This is a genomic window from Streptomyces olivaceoviridis (genome assembly GCF_014650115.1).
GTDB lineage: Bacteria > Actinomycetota > Actinomycetes > Streptomycetales > Streptomycetaceae > Streptomyces > Streptomyces olivaceoviridis.
The window spans coordinates 31,914-52,653 of the sequence record NZ_BMUI01000021.1 but is presented as its reverse complement, the minus strand read 5'-3'; the positions used below and the strand labels follow the sequence as shown (position 1 = coordinate 52,653).

21 protein-coding genes and 4 pseudogenes are annotated in these 20,740 nt (G+C 71.8%); 14 read left to right on the top strand and 11 right to left on the bottom strand.

Features of this window, described 5'->3' with window-relative positions; genetic code table 11:
• Positions 1-61 precede the first annotated feature (61 nt).
• Entirely contained in the window at positions 62-1,390 is a 1,329-nt protein-coding gene (locus IE273_RS31495) for a C1 family peptidase (protein WP_189818569.1), read from the bottom strand.
• Positions 1,391-1,654: 264 nt separating this feature from the next.
• On the opposite strand from IE273_RS31495, the gene IE273_RS31490 reads away from it, so the two are divergent.
• Entirely contained in the window at positions 1,655-2,050 is a 396-nt protein-coding gene (locus tag IE273_RS31490) for a luciferase domain-containing protein (RefSeq protein ID WP_189818568.1), read from the top strand.
• Positions 2,051-2,091: 41 nt separating this feature from the next.
• Here IE273_RS31490 and IE273_RS31485 read toward each other — a convergent pair whose 3' ends face one another.
• A complete protein-coding gene (locus IE273_RS31485) occupies positions 2,092-2,871 on the bottom strand; it encodes a DeoR/GlpR family DNA-binding transcription regulator (protein ID WP_189818567.1) in 780 nt (259 codons plus the stop codon).
• A 125-nt stretch (positions 2,872-2,996) separates the two neighbouring features.
• Here IE273_RS31485 and IE273_RS31480 point away from each other — a divergent pair, with 125 nt between their 5' ends.
• Both IE273_RS31480 and IE273_RS31475 read left to right on the top strand, forming a co-directional pair.
• Positions 2,997-3,878 (top strand): SIS domain-containing protein, encoded by an 882-nt coding sequence (locus tag IE273_RS31480; protein WP_189818566.1) that lies wholly within the window; start codon positions 2,997-2,999, stop codon positions 3,876-3,878.
• A 31-nt stretch (positions 3,879-3,909) separates the two neighbouring features.
• The gene (locus IE273_RS31475; protein ID WP_189818565.1) at positions 3,910-4,770 is read left to right on the top strand and encodes a class II fructose-bisphosphate aldolase; all 861 of its coding nucleotides are present in this window, start codon (positions 3,910-3,912) and stop codon (positions 4,768-4,770) included.
• A gap of 41 nt (positions 4,771-4,811) precedes the next feature.
• Here the strand turns inward: IE273_RS31475 and IE273_RS31470 are convergent, their stop codons facing one another.
• Positions 4,812-5,945, bottom strand: coding sequence for a methyltransferase (locus IE273_RS31470; RefSeq protein WP_189818564.1), 1,134 nt, complete (start codon positions 5,943-5,945; stop codon positions 4,812-4,814).
• Between the two features lie 67 nt (positions 5,946-6,012).
• Between IE273_RS31470 and IE273_RS31465 the strand changes: the two genes are divergently transcribed.
• Both IE273_RS31465 and IE273_RS31460 read left to right on the top strand, forming a co-directional pair.
• Complete coding sequence (locus IE273_RS31465) at positions 6,013-6,663, top strand: alpha-ketoglutarate-dependent dioxygenase AlkB family protein (protein ID WP_189818563.1); 651 nt, start codon at positions 6,013-6,015, stop codon at positions 6,661-6,663.
• Positions 6,664-6,711: 48 nt separating this feature from the next.
• Positions 6,712-7,959, top strand: coding sequence for an ROK family protein (locus tag IE273_RS31460; protein ID WP_189818562.1), 1,248 nt, complete (start codon positions 6,712-6,714; stop codon positions 7,957-7,959).
• Here the strand turns inward: IE273_RS31460 and IE273_RS31455 are convergent.
• The 3 genes and pseudogenes from IE273_RS31455 to IE273_RS31445 form a co-directional block, all read right to left on the bottom strand.
• Positions 7,956-8,858 (bottom strand): annotated as a pseudogene (locus tag IE273_RS31455) (S66 family peptidase). The gene IE273_RS31460 and the pseudogene IE273_RS31455 sit on opposite strands and share 4 nt — an antisense overlap.
• A gap of 60 nt (positions 8,859-8,918) precedes the next feature.
• Entirely contained in the window at positions 8,919-9,830 is a 912-nt protein-coding gene (locus IE273_RS31450) for a phosphotriesterase family protein (protein ID WP_189818561.1), read from the bottom strand.
• Positions 9,827-10,441 carry a DUF4865 family protein gene (locus tag IE273_RS31445; RefSeq protein WP_506005272.1) on the bottom strand — a complete coding sequence of 205 codons (615 nt, stop codon included), beginning with the start codon at positions 10,439-10,441 and terminating at the stop codon, positions 9,827-9,829. The genes IE273_RS31450 and IE273_RS31445 overlap by 4 nt, the downstream gene beginning before the upstream one ends.
• Between IE273_RS31445 and IE273_RS45280 the strand changes: the two genes are divergently transcribed.
• Both IE273_RS45280 and IE273_RS43940 read left to right on the top strand, forming a co-directional pair.
• Positions 10,328-10,630 carry a M23 family metallopeptidase gene (locus IE273_RS45280; RefSeq protein WP_373309420.1) on the top strand — a complete coding sequence of 101 codons (303 nt, stop codon included), beginning with the start codon at positions 10,328-10,330 and terminating at the stop codon, positions 10,628-10,630. The genes IE273_RS31445 and IE273_RS45280 overlap by 114 nt on opposite strands.
• 12 nt (positions 10,631-10,642) lie before the next feature.
• Positions 10,643-11,089 (top strand): annotated as a pseudogene (locus IE273_RS43940) (aggregation-promoting factor C-terminal-like domain-containing protein); the annotation flags it as partial.
• 272 nt (positions 11,090-11,361) lie between these two features.
• Here the strand turns inward: IE273_RS43940 and IE273_RS31435 are convergent.
• Complete coding sequence (locus tag IE273_RS31435) at positions 11,362-12,078, bottom strand: hypothetical protein (protein WP_189818559.1); 717 nt, start codon at positions 12,076-12,078, stop codon at positions 11,362-11,364.
• Between the two features lie 373 nt (positions 12,079-12,451).
• Here IE273_RS31435 and IE273_RS31430 point away from each other — a divergent pair, with 373 nt between their 5' ends.
• Positions 12,452-12,850: a hypothetical protein gene (locus IE273_RS31430; RefSeq protein ID WP_189818558.1), complete on the top strand. Its 399-nt coding sequence runs from the start codon at positions 12,452-12,454 to the stop codon at positions 12,848-12,850.
• A 507-nt stretch (positions 12,851-13,357) separates the two neighbouring features.
• Here the strand turns inward: IE273_RS31430 and IE273_RS43935 are convergent.
• Together IE273_RS43935 and IE273_RS31425 are read right to left on the bottom strand one after the other, a co-directional pair.
• Positions 13,358-13,432: pseudogene (locus IE273_RS43935) on the bottom strand ((R)-mandelonitrile lyase); the annotation flags it as partial.
• A gap of 33 nt (positions 13,433-13,465) precedes the next feature.
• A complete protein-coding gene (locus tag IE273_RS31425; protein WP_229887739.1) occupies positions 13,466-14,041 on the bottom strand; it encodes a TetR/AcrR family transcriptional regulator in 576 nt (191 codons plus the stop codon).
• Between the two features lie 186 nt (positions 14,042-14,227).
• On the opposite strand from IE273_RS31425, the gene IE273_RS31420 reads away from it, so the two are divergent.
• Positions 14,228-14,518, top strand: coding sequence for an SHOCT domain-containing protein (locus IE273_RS31420; RefSeq protein ID WP_189818556.1), 291 nt, complete (start codon positions 14,228-14,230; stop codon positions 14,516-14,518).
• 668 nt (positions 14,519-15,186) lie between these two features.
• On the opposite strand, the pseudogene IE273_RS43930 reads toward IE273_RS31420, so the two are convergent.
• Positions 15,187-15,601: pseudogene (locus IE273_RS43930) on the bottom strand (ATP-binding protein); the annotation flags it as partial.
• Positions 15,602-15,973: 372 nt separating this feature from the next.
• Positions 15,974-16,297 (bottom strand): hypothetical protein, encoded by a 324-nt coding sequence (locus tag IE273_RS31410; protein ID WP_014671112.1) that lies wholly within the window; start codon positions 16,295-16,297, stop codon positions 15,974-15,976.
• 305 nt (positions 16,298-16,602) lie between these two features.
• Here IE273_RS31410 and IE273_RS31405 point away from each other — a divergent pair, with 305 nt between their 5' ends.
• The 5 genes from IE273_RS31405 to IE273_RS31385 all read left to right on the top strand — a co-directional run bounded on the left by IE273_RS31405 (position 16,603) and on the right by IE273_RS31385 (position 20,510).
• Positions 16,603-17,727: a PLP-dependent cysteine synthase family protein gene (locus tag IE273_RS31405; RefSeq protein ID WP_189818554.1), complete on the top strand. Its 1,125-nt coding sequence runs from the start codon at positions 16,603-16,605 to the stop codon at positions 17,725-17,727.
• A gap of 231 nt (positions 17,728-17,958) precedes the next feature.
• Complete coding sequence (locus IE273_RS31400) at positions 17,959-19,164, top strand: ATP-binding protein (protein ID WP_189818553.1); 1,206 nt, start codon at positions 17,959-17,961, stop codon at positions 19,162-19,164.
• A complete protein-coding gene (locus tag IE273_RS31395) occupies positions 19,161-19,562 on the top strand; it encodes a roadblock/LC7 domain-containing protein (RefSeq protein WP_189818552.1) in 402 nt (133 codons plus the stop codon). Before IE273_RS31400 ends, IE273_RS31395 begins: the two co-directional genes overlap by 4 nt.
• Entirely contained in the window at positions 19,559-19,933 is a 375-nt protein-coding gene (locus tag IE273_RS31390) for a DUF742 domain-containing protein (protein ID WP_189818551.1), read from the top strand. Before IE273_RS31395 ends, IE273_RS31390 begins: the two co-directional genes overlap by 4 nt.
• Positions 19,908-20,510, top strand: a complete 603-nt coding sequence (locus IE273_RS31385) for a GTP-binding protein (protein WP_189818550.1) — start codon at positions 19,908-19,910, stop codon at positions 20,508-20,510. The genes IE273_RS31390 and IE273_RS31385 overlap by 26 nt, the downstream gene beginning before the upstream one ends.
• Positions 20,511-20,740: the final 230 nt, after the last annotated feature.

The following is a 20,740-nucleotide window of genomic DNA, read 5'->3' as shown; positions in this document are numbered from 1 at the left end:
GGGCCGGCCACCAGCGCTGACGGCATCGACAGGCGGTGCGGCGGCGGGCCCTCGCCGGCGCTCAGTCCGCGAGGGCGCCCATGGGGTCCCAGGCGGGCAGGACGATCGGCGGCTGGTCGAGGGCGCCGGCCAGCTCCGGCGGCAGCGCGGAGCGGCGCACGGCGATCTCGAAGACATGCTCGCCGAACCACGAGTCGTTCATGGTCCAGAATCCCTTGTCGGCCTTCTTCTCGCCCCAGCTGTTCTCCACCCGCCAGCGGCGCGGGCTCCCGTCCACCACGTCGACGCCGGTGAACAGCATCGCGTGGGTCATCTGCGTGTCGTGGTGCAGCAGCCGGTCGGCCTTGTCGAGGGTGAACGGGGCGTCGTAGACGGCGGCGTAGTCGAAGAGCGCGGCGTCCCAGACGCCGGCGTCCGCGTGCATCATCTTGGCCACGTCGCAGCCGAACCACACCGGCTCGCCGCCGACGATCGCCTCCATGGCCAGCCGCTTCAGCAGCTCGATCGGCGCGTTGAGGTAGACGACCGGCGGGGCGTCCACGACATTGCCCAGGTACTCGACGGTGAACGTGCGGCCGACCGGGCTCGACTCCCGGGGATCGTGCACCAGGCAGACGTACTCGTCCAGCGGGAGCTGGACATAGGAGGCGGCGAACTCGGCCGGGGTGAGCCAACCGTCGCGGTGGAACTCCTTGTCCTTGTCCTCCCACTGCCACAGGAACCGCTGCGGAGGCGTACCGAGATGGATGCCGAGCACCCGGTGGACGGCGGCCAGCACCTCCCGCTTGTGCTCCCGCTGTGCTTCGACCCCCTCGGCGGCCAGCGCGCGCAGGTCGCGGGCGCCCTGGCGGAGCAGGGTGCCCAGGGCCCGGTTCATCGCCCGGGTCGAGGAGGAGCTGTCGGTCTCCGGCATGGCCGACTTGGGGACCAGGCCGTGCTTGGCGACGAGGGCGACGAACATGTTCCACTGGCCGCCGTCACTGATCGGGTCCGCCAGCAGGTGGGCCACCGTGCGGTCGTCCACGTCCCGGTCCGAGGTCTCGACGACGGCCTCCAGGAAGTGGTTGGCCCGCTCGAACTTGTCCCACCAGAGCAGGTAGTTCTGGGAGAACTCGAAGTCCTTCACGCCCAGCTTCCGTGCGGCGCCGACCCGGAGCAGGTTGAGCCCGGCGAACATCCAGCAACGCCCGCTCTGCTTCTGGTCGGTGGCCTTCCAGTCGTCCAGGTGGTGGGAGACCGAGTGGTCGACACCGGTGAGTATCCGCCGGTCGAGGGCGACATCGTCGACGGGTGTCCGCGTGACCGCGTTCTGCATCAGCCGGTTCACCGGGCGCGCGGTGAACTCCTTCTCGAACAGCTCCAGCTGGTCCGGTGTCAGACTGCGCTCCATGGGCCGGCGGGAGTCATCGTTTCCGAAGGTCACAGCGGTCTGCCTCCAGTTCCCGGAGCTTCGTGAGAGGAGCGCGCCCTCACCGTCGCACGGCGGTTCGGCCGGAGTCAACGGAGTGTCGAGGCTCAGCTGCCTGCCGTCTGGGGCGCCGGTCTGTTCGACGCGTGGATTCCTGTGCGGATTCGTGAACGCATGGCGGATACAGGTCGGTTAATGCTTGCTCACGAGCTGGTTGCGGGCGGGTGAGCGCGCCATGATGGGCCCATGACGTTGGCCTCGCGCGCGTTCGCGCAACTGGCGACCTGGCCGGACCTGAGACAGGCCGTCCCGAGCTGCGGTCTGGGACGGGCCGTGCGGTCGGCCCAGGGGGAGATCGCGCACTTCCACTCCGAGCGTGATGTCGATCTGCGGCTCACCGACCGGGCCGTCCGGCGGTTCGCCAAGGACCTCAGGGGCTCGGACGCCATCAGGGTCGTGCCCGGCTCGCAGTGGGTCACCCTGCGCCTGGACGCCGCGAGCGACGTCGATCTGCTGTTGACACTGGTCAGCGTGGCGCTCCAGGCCCAGCAGATGTGGCCCGATCCGGCGGACCGGGCGGTCGCGGGCTGCAACGACCAGCGCGGCGCGGGGTTCGTGAAGGCCGACCTCGGCGGGCTCTGAGGCGGCGCCGGGAGCCGGGGGCCGGCCAGGCCGGGGCCGTCTCACACCGTCAGCACCCGGACGCCCGCCTCCTCGAACCGCCGTACCGTCTCCCGCTCCGCCGCCGTGTCCGTCACCAGCGTGTCCACGAGCTCCGTCCCGCAGATCCGGGCGAACGCCCGGCGGCCCAGCTTGCTGGAGTCGGCCGCGACCACCACCCGCTCGGCGCGCTCGCACAGCAGCCGGTTGATCGCGGCCTCCGCCTCGTCGTGCGCCGCCGCCCCGTGCACCACGTCGAAGCCGACGACACCGAGCACCGCCACGTCGAGCGTGATCTGGCCCAGCACCCCGTCCGCGAGCGGGCCGACGAGCTCGTACGACTGCGCACGCGCCACCCCGCCCGTCACCACGATCTTGAACTGCGGGCGTACGGCGAGCTCGTTGGCGATGTTGAGCGCGTTGGTGACCACGGTGAGCGCCGGTGAGCCGGTGGCGAGGTCACCGCGCACGGCCAGCGCCCGGGCCACCTCCGTGGTGGTCGTACCGCCGGTCAGTCCCACCGCCTCGCCCGGAGCGAGGAGTTCGGCCACCGCCTTGGCGACGCGCTGCTTCTCCGAGGCGCGCCGGGCCGTCTTGTAGCGCAGCGGGAGTTCGTAGGACACCCCGTGCACCACGGCCCCGCCCCGGGTGCGGACCAGCATCTGCTGTTCCGCGAGCTGGTCGAAGTCCCGGCGGATCGTCGCCGCCGACACCGCCAGCTCGGCCGCCGCCTCCTCGACCTCCAGCCGGCCGCGCTCGACGAGCAGTTCCAGCAGCGCCTGCCAGCGGGCGTCCCGGGACATCCGCCGCCTCCCTTCCGTTCGATCTCCGGCGACCCTAGCGCACCCGACCTGGCGTCCGAATGCTTGATTGTGCTCGAAAGCTCGCTATATCTTGCAAGAACAATCAGCCAGGGGAGGGTCTGGGCATGACACATGTCGAGGACGAGCTGAACAGCCAGCCCGAGTGCTGGATACGCGCGGCCGAGCAGGCGGAGCACCACCGCGGCGCACTGCCGGAGCCGGGCGAGCGGGTCGCCGTCGTCGGGTGCGGGACCTCGTACTTCATGGCCCAGGCCGTGGCCGCCCTGCGCGAGGGCGCCGGACAGGGCGAGACCGACGCCTTCCCCGCCTCCGAGTTCCCGCACGGGCGGTCGTACGACCGGGTCCTCGCCCTCACCCGGTCCGGCACCACCACCGAAGTGCTGGAACTGCTCGCGGGGCCGGCGGGGCGGACCCGCACCACCGCCGTGACCGCCGACCCGGACACCCCGGTCGTGTCGGCCGCCGACGACCTCGTCGTGCTGGACTTCGCCGACGAACGCTCCGTCGTCCAGACCCGGTTCGCGACCACCGCGCTCACCCTCCTGCGTGCCCACCTCGGCCTGCACACCGACGCCGTCGTCGCCGACGCGCGTACCGCCCTCGCCGCTCCCTTGCCCCAAGGGGCCGTGGAGTGCACGCAGTTCGCCTTCCTCGGGCGCGGCTGGACCGTCGGACTCGCCCACGAGGCCGGGCTGAAGATGCGCGAGGCGTCCCTCTCCTGGACCGAGTCCTACCCGGCGATGGAGTACCGGCACGGCCCGATCAGCGTCACCACCGAGGGGACGGCCACCTGGATGCTCGGCGAGGCGCCCGACGGACTCGCCGAACAGGTCCGCGCCACCGGCGGCCTGTGGATCGAGGGCGGGCTCGACCCGCTCGCCGAACTCGTCCGGGTCCAGCGGCTCGCCGTCGCCGTCGCCGCCGCCCGGGGCCTCGACCCCGACCGGCCGCGGCACCTGACCCGCTCGGTGATCCTCGCCCCCTGAATCCGCCGGCCCTCCCGGAAGGACACCTCACGTGCCCCTCGCGTCCACCGGCGAGCTGATCACCCGGGCCGCCGCCGCCCGCTCCGCCGTCGCCGCGTTCAACGTCATCACCCTGGAACACATCGAGGCCGTCATCGCCGGCGCCGAGTCGGCCGGCGCGCCCGTGGTCCTCCAGGTCAGCGAGAACGCCGTCAAGTTCCGCTACGGACGGCTGCTGCCGCTGGCCCGCGCCGCCGTCGCCGCCGCCGAACGGGCCGCCGTACCCGTCGCCCTGCACCTGGACCACGTGCAGAGCGACGACCTGCTGCGCCAGGCGCCCGGCGCCGGGTTCAGCTCGGTCATGTACGACGCGGCCCGCCTGCCGTACACCGGCAACCTGGCCGCGACCCGGGCCGCCGTCGACTGGGCACACGCCCAGAACCTGTGGATCGAAGCCGAGTTGGGGCAGATCGGGGGCAAGGACGGCCGGCCCGCGCTGGACGCGCACGCGCCCGGCGCCCGTACCGATCCCGGCCGGGCGCGGGACTTCGTCGCCGGCACCGGCGTCGACGCCCTGGCCGTCGCCATCGGCAGCACGCACGCCATGACCACCCGCACCGCCGTCCTCGACCTCGGCCTGCTGGGGCGGCTGTCCGCCGCGCTGACCGTGCCGCTCGTCCTGCACGGCTCCTCCGGGGTGCCGGACGACGGTCTGGTCGCGGCGGTCGGCCGCGGCATCGCCAAGGTCAACGTCGGGACCGCGCTCAACGCGGCCATGACCGGGGCGATCAGGGAGTTCCTCGCCGCCCGTCCCGAGGCCGTCGACTCGCGCACCTACCTCGGTGTGGGGCGGGAGGCGATGGCCCGCGAGGTACGGCGGATCATCGGGGTCCTCTCCGGGGCCGGGGGCTGACGGGGGCCGGGGGCTGACCGGCCCGGCTCCCGGCGGAGCGCCTAACCCCTCTTGACCGCCCTCAGCACCACGAACTTCGGGTCCGACGCCACCAGTTCACTGTTGCCGAACAACCGCCTCAGCTTCACGTGGTACCCCAGGTGCCGGTTCCCGATCACCCACAGCTCACCCCCCGGCCGCAGCGACCGCAGCGCCCCGGTGAACATCCGCCACGCCACCGCGTCCGTCGTCGCCTGGTGGGAGTGGAACGGCGGGTTGTTCAGGACCAGGTCCACACTGCCGGGCGCCACCCCGGCCAGCCCGTCCCCGACCCGGAACTCGGCGTGCCCCGGCACCCCGTTCGCCTTGTACGTCGCCTCCGCCGAGGCCACCGCCTGGTACGACTCGTCCACGAACAGCACCTCGGCCGCCGGATCGGCCAGCGCCACCGCCGTACCGACCACGCCGTTGCCGCAGCCGAGGTCCACCACGCGCCCGGCGCCGGGAGCGGGCAGGTGCCGCAGGAAGAAACGGGTGCCGATGTCCAGCCGCTCGGCGCAGAACACGCCCGCGTGGTTGACCACCGTGCGCCCCGACACCGCGCCGACGCCGTCCGGCAGGGCGTAGCTGTACGGCCACGGGTTCGCGGGCCGCTCCAGCGCCGGGTCCGGGGTGCAGAAGATCAGCCGGGCCTTCTGCCGGGCCAGGGAGGTCCGGGTCGGGCCGAGGATCCGCTCGAACAACTGGAGCGTCGAGGTGTGGATCTCCTTCACCATGCCGGTGCCGACCAGGACCGTGCCCGCGTGCACGGCGGGCGCCAGCCGCAGCAACTGGTCCTCCAGCAGCGCCAGGCTCTTCGGTACCCGCACCAGCAGCACGTCCACCCGCTCCGGCGGCGGGTCCTGCGTGGTGAGCAGCCGTACGGCACCGGGCTCCACGCCCGCCCGCGCCAGGTTCGCCCGGGTCGCCTCCTGGCCGAGGAAGGAGTCGGTGATCTGCGTCGGCCGGTGCTCCGCCAGCGCGGTCACCAGCGCGCCCCAGCGGTCCCCGACCACCGCGACCGTGCCCGTGAGCGGTACCTTCTCCTCCGCGAGGTGGCGCAGCAGGTACGCGTCGGAGGCGTCCCAGGCGCGCAGCCGGTCGCGGGGGTCGTCGGGGAAGCGGGTCAGCTCGACCTCGCCCCACGGTGTCGTCATACGGTCGCTCATCGTGCGTCCAGGCTAGCGGAGCCGCAGATCAGGGGGCGTGGGGCAGGATGGGGGCATGGAGGACGAGCTGTTCCCCCGGGAGCGTGCGGAGGTCGCGCCGGGCGCCGTGCAGGTCGTGGACTGGCTGGACGCCGAGCGGCAGCGCGCCCTGCTCGCCGCCTGCCGGGACTGGGCCCGGCCCCCCGCCGGGCTGCGCACGGTCCGCACACCGGGCGGCGGCACGATGACCGCGCGCCAGGTCTGCCTGGGCTGGCACTGGTACCCGTACGCCTACGCCCGCACCGTCGTCGACGGCGACGGCAGCCCCGTGAAGCCGTTCCCGGACTGGCTCGGCGCGCTGGGCCGCCGCGCGGTGGCCGACGCGCTCGGCCCGGACGCCGTACCGGCCGCGCCGTACGACATCGCGCTGATCAACTTCTACGACGGTGACGCCCGCATGGGCATGCACCGCGACGGCGACGAGAAGACCGACGCGCCGGTGGTCTCGCTGAGCCTCGGGGACACCTGCGTGTTCCGCTTCGGCAACACCGGCACGCGCGCGAAGCCCTACACCGACGTGGAACTGCGCAGCGGAGACCTGTTCGTCTTCGGCGGCCCGTCCCGGTTCGCCTACCACGGAGTGCCGCGCGTCCGGCCGGGCACGGCCCCGGCCTGGCTGGGTCTCGCCGGACGGCTGAACATCACCCTGCGGGTGAGCGGCCTGTAGCCGCCGGCGCAGGCCACCCGGGGTGCGGATCATGGGAGACTCGCCCTCATGAGCGGCAAGGCGGATCCCCGGGCAGCGGGGGAGAGGACCACGTCGAGGGCGCGGCTGGACCGCGGGCGCGGGGCGCTCGGACCGGCGCTGGAGCTGGTGCACACCGGACGGGCGCCGACCCGCGCCGTGCTCACCGCCGAACTCGGCGTCACCCGGGCGACGGCCGGCGCGGTCGCCGCCGAGCTGGAGGCGCTGGGCCTGATCCGCGTGGACGCCCGGCCCGGCTCGGCGGCCGGCTCGCAGGGGCGCCCCTCGCACCGGCTGGAGGTCGCCGAGGACGGTCCCGTCGCGCTCGCGGCCCAGATCCACGCCGACGGCTTCCGGGCCGCGCTGGTCGGCCTCGGCGGACGGATCGTGGCGACCGCGCCCGGCTGCGAGACCGTCGACGCCGACCCGGCGAAGGTGCTCGGCTCCGTGGTCGAGGCGGGCGCGGAGCTGCTGCGCGGCACCGGCCGGCGCTGTGTCGGCGCCGGACTCGCCGTGCCGTCCGCCGTCGCCGAACCCGCCGGCCTGGCGCTCAACCCCCTGCACCTGGCCTGGCCCGTGGGCGCCCCCGTCCGGGAGATCTTCGCGGAACGCGTGCGCGCCGCCGGCATCGGCGGACCCGCGTTCGCGGGCAACGACGTCAACCTCGCCGCGCTCGCCGAACACCGGCACGGCGCCGGCCGGGGCGCGCGGGACCTGCTGTGCGTGGCGACCGGGCACCGGGGCGTCGGCGGCGCGCTCGTCCTGGACGGCCGTCTGCACACGGGCAGTTCGGGGCTCGCGCTGGAGGTCGGCCACCTCACGGTCAACCCCGAGGGCCGCCCCTGCCACTGCGGCAGCCGGGGCTGCCTGGACGTCGAGGCGGACCCGCTGGCCCTGCTCGTGGAGGCGGGGCGAGAGCCCGGCCCCGAGGTGTCGCTGGTCCAGCAGGCGGGCGACCTGCTGCGCACCCAGTACGACGACCCGGCCGTCCGCAGGGCCGCCGAGGTCCTCATCGACCGCCTCGGCCTCGGCCTGGCCGGCCTGGTCAACATCCTCAACCCGGACCGCATCATCCTCGGCGGTCTGCACCGCACCCTGCTGGACGCGGACCCCGGCCGGCTGCGCGCGGTGGTCGCCGACCGCAGCCTGTGGGGCCAGAGCGGGGGCGTCCCCATCCTGCCGTGCACCCTGGACCACAACAGCCTGGTCGGCGCGGCGGAACTGGCCTGGCAGCCGGTGCTGGACGATCCACTGGAGGCGCTGGCCGAGAGCGACTAGGTGCGACGACCGCGGGACACCGGGCCGACACCGGGCCGTCGGTACGTCACCGTGATCCGGCGCGCCGGGCCGTCCACGCAGACCTGTCCGCCGTAGGGGATCACCACCTGCGGATCAGTGTGGCCGAAGTCCACGTCGAAGACGGCCATGGTGTGCGCTCGGCAGCTCCTCCGAGGTCTCCAGGAACAGCACGCCGCCGTCGTAGGCCGCCGGATCGCGTTCGATCTCGCGGTCGGCCATCAGCAGCCACGAGAGGATCTCCAGGTTGCCGCCCCCGCGCGCCCCTCGACGACCCGGTCGGGCCGGTGCCAGATCCAGCCGCCGCCCGGCTGGGAGTCGGGTTCGGCGTCGAACGTGGCGGGATCGGCCCAGTCGCGGTCGGTGTCGCGGTAACGCTCGGCCGGGCGCAGTTCGTACGGGCCCCGGGTGAACAGGGCCGCGCGCACCGAGTCGGCGGTCATCGGGTGCAGCGCGTACGGGCGCCCCAGCTCGGTCATCAGGCAGGCGCCGTGGTAGCCGACGATGCCCAGGTTGTGCAGGAACAGCAGCAGATTGGTGTTGTCGCTGGAGCCGAAGAACGGCTTCGGGTGGGCGCGGATCAGCTCCCGGTCCAGGTGCGGCAGCACGGTGATCTGGTCGTCGCCGCCGATGCTGGCCATCACGGCCTTGACCGTCGGATCGGCGAACGCCGCGTGGATGTCGGCGGCGCGCTCCCGGGGGGTGGAGCCCATGGTGCGGGTGGTGGGGTATTCCACCGGTTCCGGGCCGAAGTCCTCCCGCGGCCGCCTGAGCCCCAGCTCGTGGGGGAGCGGCAGGATCCCCGGCAGACCGGATCCGGGTGAGAGGATCGCCATTCGGTCGCCGGGCACGGGCTTCGACGGATACGCGGGTGCGGTCATGCCGGTCAGGTCAGGGAACCGACCGGCTCCTGATCACCCGCGTTTCCCGCCGCGAGGCGCTCACTTCCAGGCGGCCCCGAACGCCCGCCCCGGGTGCTCCGTGAGGACGCGGTCCACCAGGTCCGCGCCCACCGCCTGAACCAGCCGCTGCCGTACCCGGCGCAGCAGGTACGGCATCCCCGGCCCGCCGTCGACCGAGCGGGCCCCGGCGGTCACCGTGTCGCCGCCGAGCAGCAGCCGGTCCCCGAACCCGGCCTCCGCCAGGGCCCGTACGGCCTCCGGCATCCGCCAGTCGGTGGCGTGGTGGGCGCGGGACGGGCCGTCGAAGGCCAGCCAGCAGCCCGACGCGGCGGCCTGCCGGTGCGTCACCGGGTCGGGGGAGCGGTTCAGGTGCCCCAGGATCACCCGCTCACCCGGCACGCCCAACTCACCGCACAGCAGGTCGAGTACGTCCAGGGCGCCGGTGCCCAGCTCCAGGTGTACGGCGACGGGGGCGCCGGTGGCGTGGTGCGCCTCGGCCGCCGCCGCCATGGTCCGGCGGGCGTGTGCGTCGAGCCCGTGGAAACCGCCCGCCACCTTGATGAAACCGGCCCGCACACCGGTCGTGCCGATGCCCTCGGTGAGTTCGGAGACGAACAGGTCGGCGAGCCGGCCGCCGCGCAGCCGGGCGAGCGACTCGGGGTCGTAGTGCGCCGCTTGGTGCAGTCCGGTGGCGCAGACGATCCGTACCCCGGTCGCGCGGGACAGCCCCGGCAGGTCCGCCGCGCGCCGGCCCATGCCGTACGGCGTCCACTGCGCGACGGCCGCTCCGCCCGCCGCGCGGAAGGCCGCCAGTTCGGAGCGCGCGGCGCGGAGGTCGTCCAGTTCCTGACCCGGCAACCGCGGGCTGCGCAGGAAGAGATGGTCGTGCGCGTCGCACACGCCCAGCTCCCCGGCCGGGATGTCACCGAGGACCGTACGGACGCGGGTCACCACTGCCGTCCGCGCGGGAGCCGGTCCCGGCCGGGTGCGGACAGGTGCAGCACCTCGAAGACGTCCCCGTCGGCCTTGGCCGCCTCGTGCTCCCAGAGGGAGAAGTGCACGAGCTCCCAGGTGTGGGTGTCCACGGCCGCCGCAGCGAGCACCGCGCCGTCCTGCGCCGCCAGCCCCTCGGTCTCGGCCGCAGCGTCCGCCATGAAGGATGCCAACCGCACGCCGTCCGGCACCGGTTGGCGCCGGCGCACGGCGTACGCGGGTGCGGAGGCGGCGGCGGTGCCCTCCTCGAAGGCCAGGCCGGTCCACTGCCGGACCGCGGGCCGACCGAAGTCGTCGACGGGTCCCTGGAAGGCTCCGCCCCACAGGAAGCCGTTCATGCCCTCCAGAGTGTTCCAGAGGTAGAACGGGCCGTACTGGTTCACCGGCGAGCCGTTCACGCCGCGTTCGCGCATCAGGTAGGTCTTGATGCCGAGACCGTCCCAGTCGTCCAGCAGATGACCGACGCGGACGACACGGGAGCGGATGACCCCCATGTCGTAGTCGGCGGGCAGGGCGACGTCATCGGCAAGGTCGGCGCGACGGGTAACGTCACTGGCCCTCATCTCCACCTGGAGGCGCGGGTCAACGGGCGTGCCGTCGACCCCATGCCGTACCTGGAGAGCATCCGCACAGGTGGCAAGGTCTCTCAGTCCATCGCAGCAGCTGAGAACTTCGCCAAATCCCAGCTCAAGTACTTCGGTTGGGGCATGGGCGAGTGGCCGTCGCTTGACCGTCTGTGGACGGGAGAATCGGGGTAGAGGTGGAACGCCAAGAACCCATCCTCCGGTGCGTACGGCATCCCGCAGGCACTTCCCGGATCGAAGATGCAGTCCGCCGGCCCTGACTGGCTGACGAACCCCGCGACACAGATCCGATGGGGCATGGTCTACATCAAGAGCCGCCCCGACTACGGGTCCCCGTCCGCGGCCTACGGGAAGTGGCTGTCTCGCTTCCCGCACTGGTACGACGACGGCGGCTACCTCCCGCCGGGCCTCTCCCTCGTCGCCAACGGCACGGGCTCCCCGGAACCTGTTTTCACGTCGACGCAGTGGGACGACATCAGGGCTGCCCGCGGAGCCGGCCGACCCATCACGATCAATGTGGAGTCGACGACCGTCCTCGACGGCCAAGAGCTGAAGGGCATGGTCGACAAGCGCATTGAGATGTACGACGGGCAGGTAGCCACCGACCTCAACAATGGACGCTGGGTCATCTGACACGCACACCACGCCGCCTCTCCCGCCATGGGACGAGGCGGCCCACACACTCTCACCCCGCGCCCCGGCGGCCGCCATGGCTGACGGGGCGCTCCCATGACTTCAGGAGGAGCAACGATGGACGCGACGAAGACCGCGAAGCAGCAGCCGACGCAGTGCCTTCACTGTGGAGCCGACGTCGAGCAGACGCCGGGAGTCGGCCGCCTGCGGAGGTACTGCACGCCCGCGCACGGCAGAGCGTGGCGGCTGCGCATGCGCATCGCGGGTTGGCTCTAGGCGGTTGGGATGGGTCGTCCTTCCTCCCACAGCGCTGCAACATGGCTCGCGAACCGGTCGTAGAGGCCGTCATCGCCCAGTCGGCGCAAGTGGAGCATGGGCGACTCGTGCCCGAGCAGACTCGACAGGTGCGGCGTCACGAGCATCTCGTCATCGAAGGTGAAGACGGACAAGGCAATGTGACCGTCGGAGAACCTGGCTTCGACGCCGCTTGAGTCGATCTTGTTCAACGCGTCCAGTGTGATGCGAATCCGTGTGCTCACGGTTAGCGGAACACCTTCGATCTCCTCACGACGTCGGGTTACCTCTGACTCCGGGTCGCCGACGAGGAACCGTACGCGGCATCCTGCGGCAGCCTTGGCAGACAGGCGCTCTGCTAGACGGGGATGCTCCTGCCAGATGAAGTAGTTGGTGTACCCAGCGAAGGTGATAGAGGTTGACGCGCCATCGATGAGCCGCGCCCACACTGACGTAGAACAGGCGTTGCGGTACGGGTAGGCGGAGACGATCTCTCGATCAGGTCCCGTCTTCACAGCACTACGGATCGCCTTTGGCCACAGCACGTCTGCACTCACTCCCAACGCCTTTGCGACGTCATCCCGTGTACTGGGGTGCGGCACCCGGTAGGGGTCCGCTACCCACCGCTCCACGGTCTTAGCTGTCACTCCGACTGTACGGGCGAGGCGGCTGCGCGAAATCTTCGCCTCGTCCATAGCGCGCTGTAGGTCCGTATTCAAGGCTTCCCCCGGGGACGTTTAGGCCACTTAGGACGATAGCGCGCGGACGGCCTGAGTGTCCGCGGGTTGTCCGTTAAAACGTCTCGCGTGACGACCGACGATCTGTGTTGTCGGGCGGTCGACGAACGGGAGATGCAGGGATGGCGTCACAGACGTTTCAGCACGGAGTCACACTCAGAGACCTGCTTGCGTATCAGCCGCCGCAGCCGAAGACCGGCTGTAGGACGTGCGACGCAATGGCACGGGATATCGAGCGGCTCGACAGGCCGGGCGGATCGGACTACGACCCGTCGAAGGCGTCAGACCTGCGCGTAAAGCTCAGTCGACACCAGAAGAGCGGGTGCTGAAGATGACAGAGCCGAACCCGTACCCGCCGATCCAGTCGGCCGAAGGACTGGCCTACCTCCCCACCGTGACGTACCTCGAAACCGCTGGCCGCCTCCGCTCCATCCGGCTGGACGAGGACGACGACCCGGTTGAGGTGGCCCGGCAACTGGGACTGCGCTCCGGGGAAAACCGCTTCCGCGTCGTCACGATCCAACGGTTCAGCCTGACGCCGGATCCCGCGGCCCTCCCGGAACCGTACGTCGGCCCGCAGTGCGGCGCCATGGACGCGCTGGAGAACGGAGTCGTGCGCTGTGAGCTGGAGGCGCATAGCGACGGCATCGACCACGCCGGCAGAGTCCTGCGCGACGGTGAGGCGGGAGAGATCCACTACTGGCGCAGCAAGCCTGCGCACACCCCATAGACCCGCGTACTGGGCGCCCGTGCGCCTGGCTCGCGGAGGGCGCGACGGGGGTGTAAGTGCCGGTGCGGTCGGCCCACTGCACCCCCGTCAGCGTCCACTAGGCCCACTCCGGGGCTTTCCTGCCTGCCGGTCCCGGGGTGCGGCCCAAGTCCCTCGTCCTCCACTGCTCATCACAAGCCGGAGGGCGAGGGCCCCAAGCTCCTCGTCCCGCCCTGACCCCCTCAGCCGGGACGAGGTTGCCGTTCCGTAGCCCGCATCCGTGGCGGGTAGGGATGGCACTGCCCCGCTCATCTCCGCCCCCCGTCGGGGGTGAGCGGGGCTTTATCGTTCCCGCAGATCAGCGCCCCTGATAGGCTCTATGCAAGGGTGTCCATGCAGCCAGGGTGAACTCGTACTGCATGGCGTGCATATCGCGATTCCCTTCTCGGGCGGGGGAGTCGGCCACTGCTCGGGCGGGATGGTCGGTCACGTGCGCGTGCCACTCGGTCGCCGTGCCGTCCGCGGCGGCACCAGCCCCTCGCCCTCCAGCACGTGCAGCGCCTGTCCGTGCGGATGCCGGTGCCAGGCCGTGTGCGCGCCGGGTCTCGGGACGCCGTCTGGTGATGTGCACGTGACTCAGTTCTCCTGTCGAGGAACCGGAGGTGCCAGCAGGGAGAGCAGACCGCGTACGCCCGCGTCGAAGGCGGCCGGCGATCCGGACGCGCGGGCGAGGACGTAGCCGCCCTGCACGGTCGCGAGGACGGCCGCGGCGATCTCCTTGCCGTCCAGACCGGGCGCGAACTGCCCCTGCCGCTTGCCCTCTTCGACGATCCCGGCGATCCGCTCGCGGATGGCGGCGATCGTCCCGTCGACCGGCGCGCGCAGTTCCTCGCTCGCGATCACGTCCGGGTCCATGGTCAGCCGACCGACCGGACAGCCCCGCAGCACGTCACGCTCGCGCAGCAGATACGCCTCGATGCGCTCGTACGGCGTGCCCGGTCCGCCGAGCACGGCCTCGGCGGTGGCCCGCAGTTCGTCGGCGGTGCGCCGGATGGCCGCCAGGGCGAGGTCCGGCTTGCCCTTGAAGTGGTGGTACATGCTGCCCTGACCGGCCCCGGCGCGCTCCAGGATCGCCTTGGGGCTGGTGCCCACGTACCCGCGCTCCCACAGCAGCTCGCGGGTGGACTCGATGAGTCGTTCCGAGGTGCTCATGCGCTCACTGTACATACTAGTAGTTACAGTCCGCCATCCACTCACTCCGGAAGCAGCCCGGCGTCAGGGTCGTACTCCCCACGAGGTACGCGCACTGCCGCCGACCGCACGACGACCCGGACCCCGTGCCGGAGGGAGCCTCGGGACACCACCCGAAGACCCGAACCGACGAGGGAGAGACCTGAGATGCAGACCCTGGCGCACTGGGACGGCGGCGGACCCGGCCCATGGAGCCTGTTCGTCCCGCTGATCTGGGCGGCCGTCGTGACCGGCGCCGTCACCGTGCTGCGCCGCACCGCCCGGCGCGGTCGCGGCCCCTGGCGGCCGGTGGACGCGGGACGCCCGGCGGGTGACTCGCCGCTCGCGGTCCTCGGCCGCCGCTTCGCCTCCGGCGAGATCGACGAGGACGAGTACTGGCGCCGTCTGTCCGTCCTGGAGGAGCAGTTCGGCCGCACCGGAAAGGGCGGTGCGGCCTGACGGCGACGACCGCGGCGCGGGCGGCGGCCGTGTGGTCGACGCAGAGGCAGCGGAAGGACGGGCCGCACCGAGGCGGGCCGCCCCCAGGGGGCGGCCCGCGCTGCCGCGGTGTTCCGGGGAGGAGGGGCGGCGGACTCGTGACGGGTCCGGTGCCCCCGGCCGGAGGCGTGGTCGTCCGGGAGGCCACCCATGGGCTCTGGTTGGTCACAGGCGTGGTCGTCCGGGAGGCCACCCATGGGCTCTGGTTGGTCACAGGCGTGGTCGTCCGGGAGGCCACCCGTGGGCTGGGCGCGCCAGTGGCCGGCCGGGAGGCTTCGCGGGTCAGGAAGGGACGGCTGACCGGGCGGGTGCCGCTGTCCCGGCCGAGGTGGGGGCGGACCCCGTGGCCGGGGCGGGCGCTCCGACCGGCGCCGTGGCGGCGACGGGCGCCGTGCTTCCGGCGGGTGCGGCACGTCGGAGGGGTGGGGGTGCGGGACTGGTGAGGGGCGCGGCACTCACCGGCACAGGGGCTGCCGGGGCCACGCACGGCCCCGAACCGGTCGACCCCGCCGGGAGAACCGCCCCGGCCGGGACAGCCGCCCTCGTGGGGACGGCCGCCCTCGTCGCAGCCGGTGCCGGCGTGCTCCGTACCGCCCCCCGCGGCGACCCCGACGGATGGCTGCGGGCCGTTGCCGGAGCCGGGAGGGTGAACCAGACGACCTTGCCGTTCTCGCCGTCCGGGCGGGCGCCCCAGCTCTCGCTGACCGCGGCCACCATGGCCAGGCCCCGCCCACAGGTGGCCAGCGGGGTGGCGGTCGTCGTCTCCTTGGCGTCGGCCGGCACCGGAAGACGCGGATCGTGGTCGCGCACCGAGACCGTGAGCCGGTCCGGCAGCAGCTCCAGCTCGACGGTGCACGACTTGTCGGGCCGGGCGTGCCGGTGGACGTTGCTCAGCAACTCCGTCACACCGAGCGCGGCCCGGTCTATCAACGGGTCCATATGCCAGTAGCGCAACTGCGCAGATACGATTCTGCGGACCTGGCCGATCCGCGACGGCAGGGCTTGGAGCTCCACCGTGCAGTGCCTGCTTGGGTGACTGATCACGGCTGCGACTCCCCGATGTGAGGTCCGGAGGAACCGGAAGAACACGGAGAACAACGGATCCAGCAGGGTGCTTGCGTCCAAACGTCCGCCTGCTGTCGTGGCCGGCGGGCTGGTTCGCAGCGTTATCGCCGGTAAACCCAGAGTGACGTGAGACCAGCGTGGCGCAGCGGATGCGCTCCCGCAACTCGCCGCGACCGACCGCTGCCCGGCGTGTGCGACCGGCCACTGTTCGGCCTGTGCGACCGGCCGCCCTCCCGCTGTGCTACCAGCCACTGTTCGGCCTGTGTGGCCTGGCGCCCTCCCGTGTGGGCGACCGATCCCCGCTCGGCGCGTGCGGCTGACCGCCCCCGGCCGAGTGCGGCCACGCGCCCCTCAGCCGCCGCGCCCCGCCGCCCGGCGGACCGCCTCGACGAACCGCCGTGCCGCGGGCGGCCCCGGCCGGCCCGGCGCGGGGTCGTGCGCGCCCATCGTCAGCAGATACCGCGTGCCGTTGACGTCGGCGAGCGCTCGGTCGTCCGGTACGAACCACGGCTTGGACGCGCGGACCGCCTGCACCGGCGCGCTGTCTATCTCGCTGCCGTAGCTGGTGAGCAACTGCAGCCTGCCGTCGCTGATCCGGACCTGTCCGGCCCGGGTGAGCGAACGCAGGCGTTTGCCGATGCGCACGCCTGTGGCCGTGAACTCCGGTTCCGCCATATCTGGCCGCCCCCTCGCGGTGTTCCCGTGGTTCCCTGGTGCGCCCCCGTTCGGGACGGTCGTCCCGTCGCGTGCAGTCTGCCCCGGCTCGGCCTGGAGCACCAGTACGCCCGGGGCGCGCGAGACAGCCGCCCGGAGCACTCGCGCCCATGCGCCCCCCATCGGCTCGCACATCCGTGCCCCAGCGCGTCTTTGGGTGGCTCAAAGATGCGTTTATGCAGGTGGGACACGGTGTGAAAGGTGCCTATGCTCGGTCTGCCGGCCCGCGTGAGGCGCCGTCGGCGAGCAGCGGAAGGAGCCCCGCCGTGAGCACCACTCCCCAGATCAGCACCGGCGCCACCCTCGACGTCGACCGCACTGATCCCGCCTACCGTGACTGGCTGAAAGAGGCCGTCCGCAAGGTTCAGGCCGACGCGAACCGATCGGCGGACACGCACCTGCTGCGCTTCCCGCTGCCCGAGCAATGGGGTATCGACCTCTACCTCAAGGACGAATCCACCCATCCCACCGGCAGCCTCAAGCACCGGCTCGCCCGTTCCCTGTTCCTCTACGGCCTCTGCAACGGCTGGATCCGCCCGGACCGTCCGGTGATCGAGGCGTCCAGCGGCTCGACGGCGGTATCCGAGGCCTACTTCGCGAAGTTGATCGGCGTGCCCTTCATCGCGGTCATGCCGCGCACGACGAGCGCGGAGAAGATCCGCCTGATCGAGTTCCACGGCGGACGGTGCCACTTCGTGGACGACTCCCGGAAGATGTACGAGGAGTCCGCCCGCCTCGCGGTGGAGACCCGCGGCCACTACATGGACCAGTTCACCTACGCCGAACGCGCGACGGACTGGCGCGGCAACAACAACATCGCCGAGTCGATCTTCCGGCAGTTGCAACTGGAGCGGTTCCCGGAGCCGGCCTGGATCGTCGCCACGGCGGGCACCGGCGGCACCTCGGCGACCCTCGCCCGCTACGTCCACTACATGCAGTACGACACCCGCGTCTGCGTCGCCGACCCGGACAACTCCTGCTTCTTCGAGGGCTGGACGGCCGCCGACCCGGACGTCACCTGCGACTGCGGTTCCCGGATCGAGGGCATCGGACGGCCGCGCATGGAGCCGAGCTTCGTGCCCGGCGCGATCGACCGGATGATGAAGGTCCCGGACGCGGCCAGCGTCGCCGCCGTGCGGGCCCTGGAGGCGGCCATCGGCCGGAAGGCGGGCGGCTCCACGGGCACCGGCCTGTGGAGCGCGCTGAAGATCGTCGCCGAGATGGTGGCCGAGGGGCGTACGGGCAGCGTCGTCACGCTGCTGTGCGACCCTGGCGACCGGTACCTGGACAAGTACTACTCGGACGCGTGGCTCGCGGAGCAGGGTCTGGACATCGCGCCGTACGCTGCCGCGGTCGCCACGTTCCTGGCCGCGGGCGTGTGGCCGGACTGAGTCGCCCCCCTCCGCGGGCAGGTCGCGCACGACAGGCGGGTTGCGGGGTTGTGTGGGTTTGGTGACGTCTCAATTAAGGCCCTCGGCAAGCCGGTTGCGCCTAAGCGGCTGATAAGATCATCCCACTTTTCAGCGGACTGACGGCGTGTCATAAACGCGTCTGGGGGACAGTCTCGAAGGCACCGTCGCGCTGTTCACGTTCCCGGCGCGATGCGACTTGAAGAGAGTCTCATGACGTCATTGACTCGGGATCCACTGTTGTGGATCTTGCTGGTGGTGCTCATCGCTGCGGTCGTCGCAGTGATGCGGGCCCGGAGAACCAATATGGCTCTCCGAAGAACGAAGAAGGATCTGGAGGCAGGACTCGGTGAGGCCCGCGGCGATGTCGGAGAGCTCCACGCGCACATCGCCACGCTGACCACCCAGCACCAGCACGCCCTCGCGGACGTCCGGGCGGACGCGGAGGCGGGGACCAAAGCGGTGCTCAAGTCCGCGATGGGAACGCTCCAGTCGCTCGCCGAGGAGCAGCAGGTACTCCTCGACAGCCTGTTGAAGAAGTACGGCGACACCACCGAGATCCTGGCCGACCTGATGACGGTCGACCACACCGGCAGCCAGTTCGGCCGCCGTGCCAAGGGCATCTCCGTGCTGTGCGGCGGCTGGCTGGGCCGGCGGGAGAGTGTCGCCACGGTCTACGACGTCGCGCGCAGCGCCCAGGGCCGGATCAGGGACTTCAGCCGGGTCAGCGTCCACTCGCAGGTGAACGTCTCCCTCGTCGGCAAGGCGGTCGAGCCGGTGGCCGTCGTGCTGGCCGAGCTGCTGGACAACGCGACGAACTACAGCGCGCCCGGAACCCCGGTCGAGGTCAACATCCAGGCCGTGCCGACCGGTGTGGTGTTCATCGTCGACGACGCCGGACTCGGCATGGACCAGGAGACCAAGGACCGGGCGGCGGCCCTGCTGTCGGTCGACGGCCCGGTCGACATCACCGGTCTCGGCGATCCGCCGCGGTTCGGCTTCGCCGTGTGCGGCATGCTCGCCGCCCGCTACGGCTTCGCCGTCTCCGTCGGTTCCGTGTCCCCCTACGGCGGAGTGCGTGCAGTGATTCGTGTGCCCGAAAGTCTCCTCGCGGCCGACGTGCCCGCCCCCGCGGCCGACGCCCAGGACACCACGGCCCCGGAGGCGGCCCCCCAGCGGCTCGCGCCGGTCCCGGTGGTGGGCCCCACCCACGTGGTGGGGACGACTTCGGGAGGTCTGCCCAAACGCCGACGACGGAGCGGCCCCGTCACGGTGGTCCCGGCACTCGACGAAACCGCCGGTCAGGAGGGCACGCCCGAGCCTGCCAGCGAGGTGACGGCGTCACGGCTCGGGGCGTTCGCGCGCGGAACACAGCTTGGGCGCACCACGAACACCACGGAAGGACCTGACACCAAGTGAACATCGACCTGTCCTGGGTGCTCAACGACGTGCTTGAGGTACGCGGAGCCCGGCACGCGATCCTCGTCTCGGGCGACGGCCTGCTGTTGCAGCGCTCGGACGACATCGGGCGGGACGACGCCGAGACGAACGCCGCCGCGATGAGCTCCATGCAGTCGCTGAGCCGGGCCGTCGCGGGGTTCGTGGGAGCGGGACACGGGATCTGGAAGCAGACGCTGCTGGAGTACGACGGCGGCTGGATCTTCCTGATCGCCGCCGGCCAGGGCTCCTACCTCGCCGTCTCCGCCGCGCTGGACGTCGACATGGAGGCCATGTCCTTCCGCATGCAGAAGACGGTCACGGCGCTGAGCAAGGCGATGAGTGTGGCCCCCCGCTCCGACAACGGTGCCGGCGCATGACGAATCCCGGCGAGGAAGCCGCCGTCACCAGCGACTTCGTCCGTTCCTACGTCATCACCGGCGGCCGGACGCTGCCGGACTCGGACGACCTGGCGCTGCACACCCTGGTCATCCTGGCTCCCGACCGGACACCCCCGCTGGGAGCCGGTCCCGAGGTGATGGCGATCTGGAAGCTGTGCGCGGGCGGCTACCTGTCGGTCGCCGAAGTGGCCGGACACCTGGGACTGCCGGTGGGAGTGGCCCGGTTGCTGCTGACCGATTTATTCGAGCAGGGACACCTCCTGCGCCGAGCCGAGCCGCCCCGGGCTCAGAACGTTGACAGAGCGACCCTGGAAAAGGTTCTGAATGGACTCCAATCTCTCATCGGCTGAGACGGCCCCCGGCTCCATCTATGTCTCCAGCGCGGTGACCAACGCTGCCAAGATCCTGGTCGTCGGGCATTTCGCCGTGGGCAAGACGACCTTCATCGGCTCCCTGTCGGAGATCACCCCGCTGCGCACCGAGGAGAAGATGACGCAGGCGTCGCTCCACGTGGACGACCTCAGGGGCGTGACCGACAAGACCACCACCACCGTGGCGCTGGACTTCGGCCGGCTCACGCTCAGCGACGACCTCGTGCTGTACCTGTTCGGCACCCCCGGACAGCAGCGCTTCATGCAGCTGTGGGAGGACATGGCCCGCGGCGCGCTGGGGGCGCTGCTCCTGGTCGACCCCGCCCGGCTGGAGGAGACGTTCCCCGTCATCGACCTCGTCGAGCGGTACGGCCTGGAGTACGCCATCGCGGTCAACAGCTTCAAGGCGGGCACGGTGTACGAGGAGGCGGAGGTGCGCGAGGCCCTCGACCTGCTCCCGGACACCCCCGTCGTCTACTGCGACGCCCGTGACCGGCAGTCCTCCGCCCACGCGCTGATCGCGCTCGTGCGTCACCTGCTCGCCCGAGCCGCCTGACCCGCCCGTCCGCAGTCGTCTGATCCGCCCATCCCCCCGACCCCCGGCCCGGACCTCCGCCCGGGCCCCGGGCCCCGGGCCCGGACCCTCTGCCGGGACCCCGGCCCGGCACCATCCCCCGGCGCCGGGCCCGGGCCGCCCCCCGGCCCCGGCCCCGGCCCGGAACCATCCGCCCGGAGCCTCGGCCCGGAGCCAGCAGAAGGAACTTCATGGACCGCCAGTCAGCCCCC

What these genes read in the sequence shown, in the direction of transcription:
- IE273_RS31430 (WP_189818558.1), top strand. Translation starts at nt 12,452, where the DNA reads ATGACAGAGCCGAACCCGTACCCGCCGATCCAGTCGGCCGAAGGACTG.
- IE273_RS31420 (WP_189818556.1), top strand. Translation starts at nt 14,228, where the DNA reads ATGCAGACCCTGGCGCACTGGGACGGCGGCGGACCCGGCCCATGGAGC.
- IE273_RS31425 (WP_229887739.1), bottom strand. Translation starts at nt 14,041, where the DNA reads ATGAGCACCTCGGAACGACTCATCGAGTCCACCCGCGAGCTGCTGTGG.
- IE273_RS31390 (WP_189818551.1), top strand. Translation starts at nt 19,559, where the DNA reads ATGACGAATCCCGGCGAGGAAGCCGCCGTCACCAGCGACTTCGTCCGT.
- IE273_RS31480 (WP_189818566.1), top strand. Translation starts at nt 2,997, where the DNA reads ATGACACATGTCGAGGACGAGCTGAACAGCCAGCCCGAGTGCTGGATA.
- IE273_RS31435 (WP_189818559.1), bottom strand. Translation starts at nt 12,078, where the DNA reads ATGGACGAGGCGAAGATTTCGCGCAGCCGCCTCGCCCGTACAGTCGGA.
- IE273_RS31385 (WP_189818550.1), top strand. Translation starts at nt 19,908, where the DNA reads ATGGACTCCAATCTCTCATCGGCTGAGACGGCCCCCGGCTCCATCTAT.
- IE273_RS31460 (WP_189818562.1), top strand. Translation starts at nt 6,712, where the DNA reads ATGAGCGGCAAGGCGGATCCCCGGGCAGCGGGGGAGAGGACCACGTCG.
- IE273_RS31465 (WP_189818563.1), top strand. Translation starts at nt 6,013, where the DNA reads ATGGAGGACGAGCTGTTCCCCCGGGAGCGTGCGGAGGTCGCGCCGGGC.
- IE273_RS31485 (WP_189818567.1), bottom strand. Translation starts at nt 2,871, where the DNA reads ATGTCCCGGGACGCCCGCTGGCAGGCGCTGCTGGAACTGCTCGTCGAG.
- IE273_RS31495 (WP_189818569.1), bottom strand. Translation starts at nt 1,390, where the DNA reads ATGGAGCGCAGTCTGACACCGGACCAGCTGGAGCTGTTCGAGAAGGAG.
- IE273_RS45280 (WP_373309420.1), top strand. Translation starts at nt 10,328, where the DNA reads ATGACCGACGCGGACGACACGGGAGCGGATGACCCCCATGTCGTAGTC.
- IE273_RS31490 (WP_189818568.1), top strand. Translation starts at nt 1,655, where the DNA reads ATGACGTTGGCCTCGCGCGCGTTCGCGCAACTGGCGACCTGGCCGGAC.
- IE273_RS31470 (WP_189818564.1), bottom strand. Translation starts at nt 5,945, where the DNA reads ATGACGACACCGTGGGGCGAGGTCGAGCTGACCCGCTTCCCCGACGAC.
- IE273_RS31410 (WP_014671112.1), bottom strand. Translation starts at nt 16,297, where the DNA reads ATGGCGGAACCGGAGTTCACGGCCACAGGCGTGCGCATCGGCAAACGC.
- IE273_RS31400 (WP_189818553.1), top strand. Translation starts at nt 17,959, where the DNA reads ATGACGTCATTGACTCGGGATCCACTGTTGTGGATCTTGCTGGTGGTG.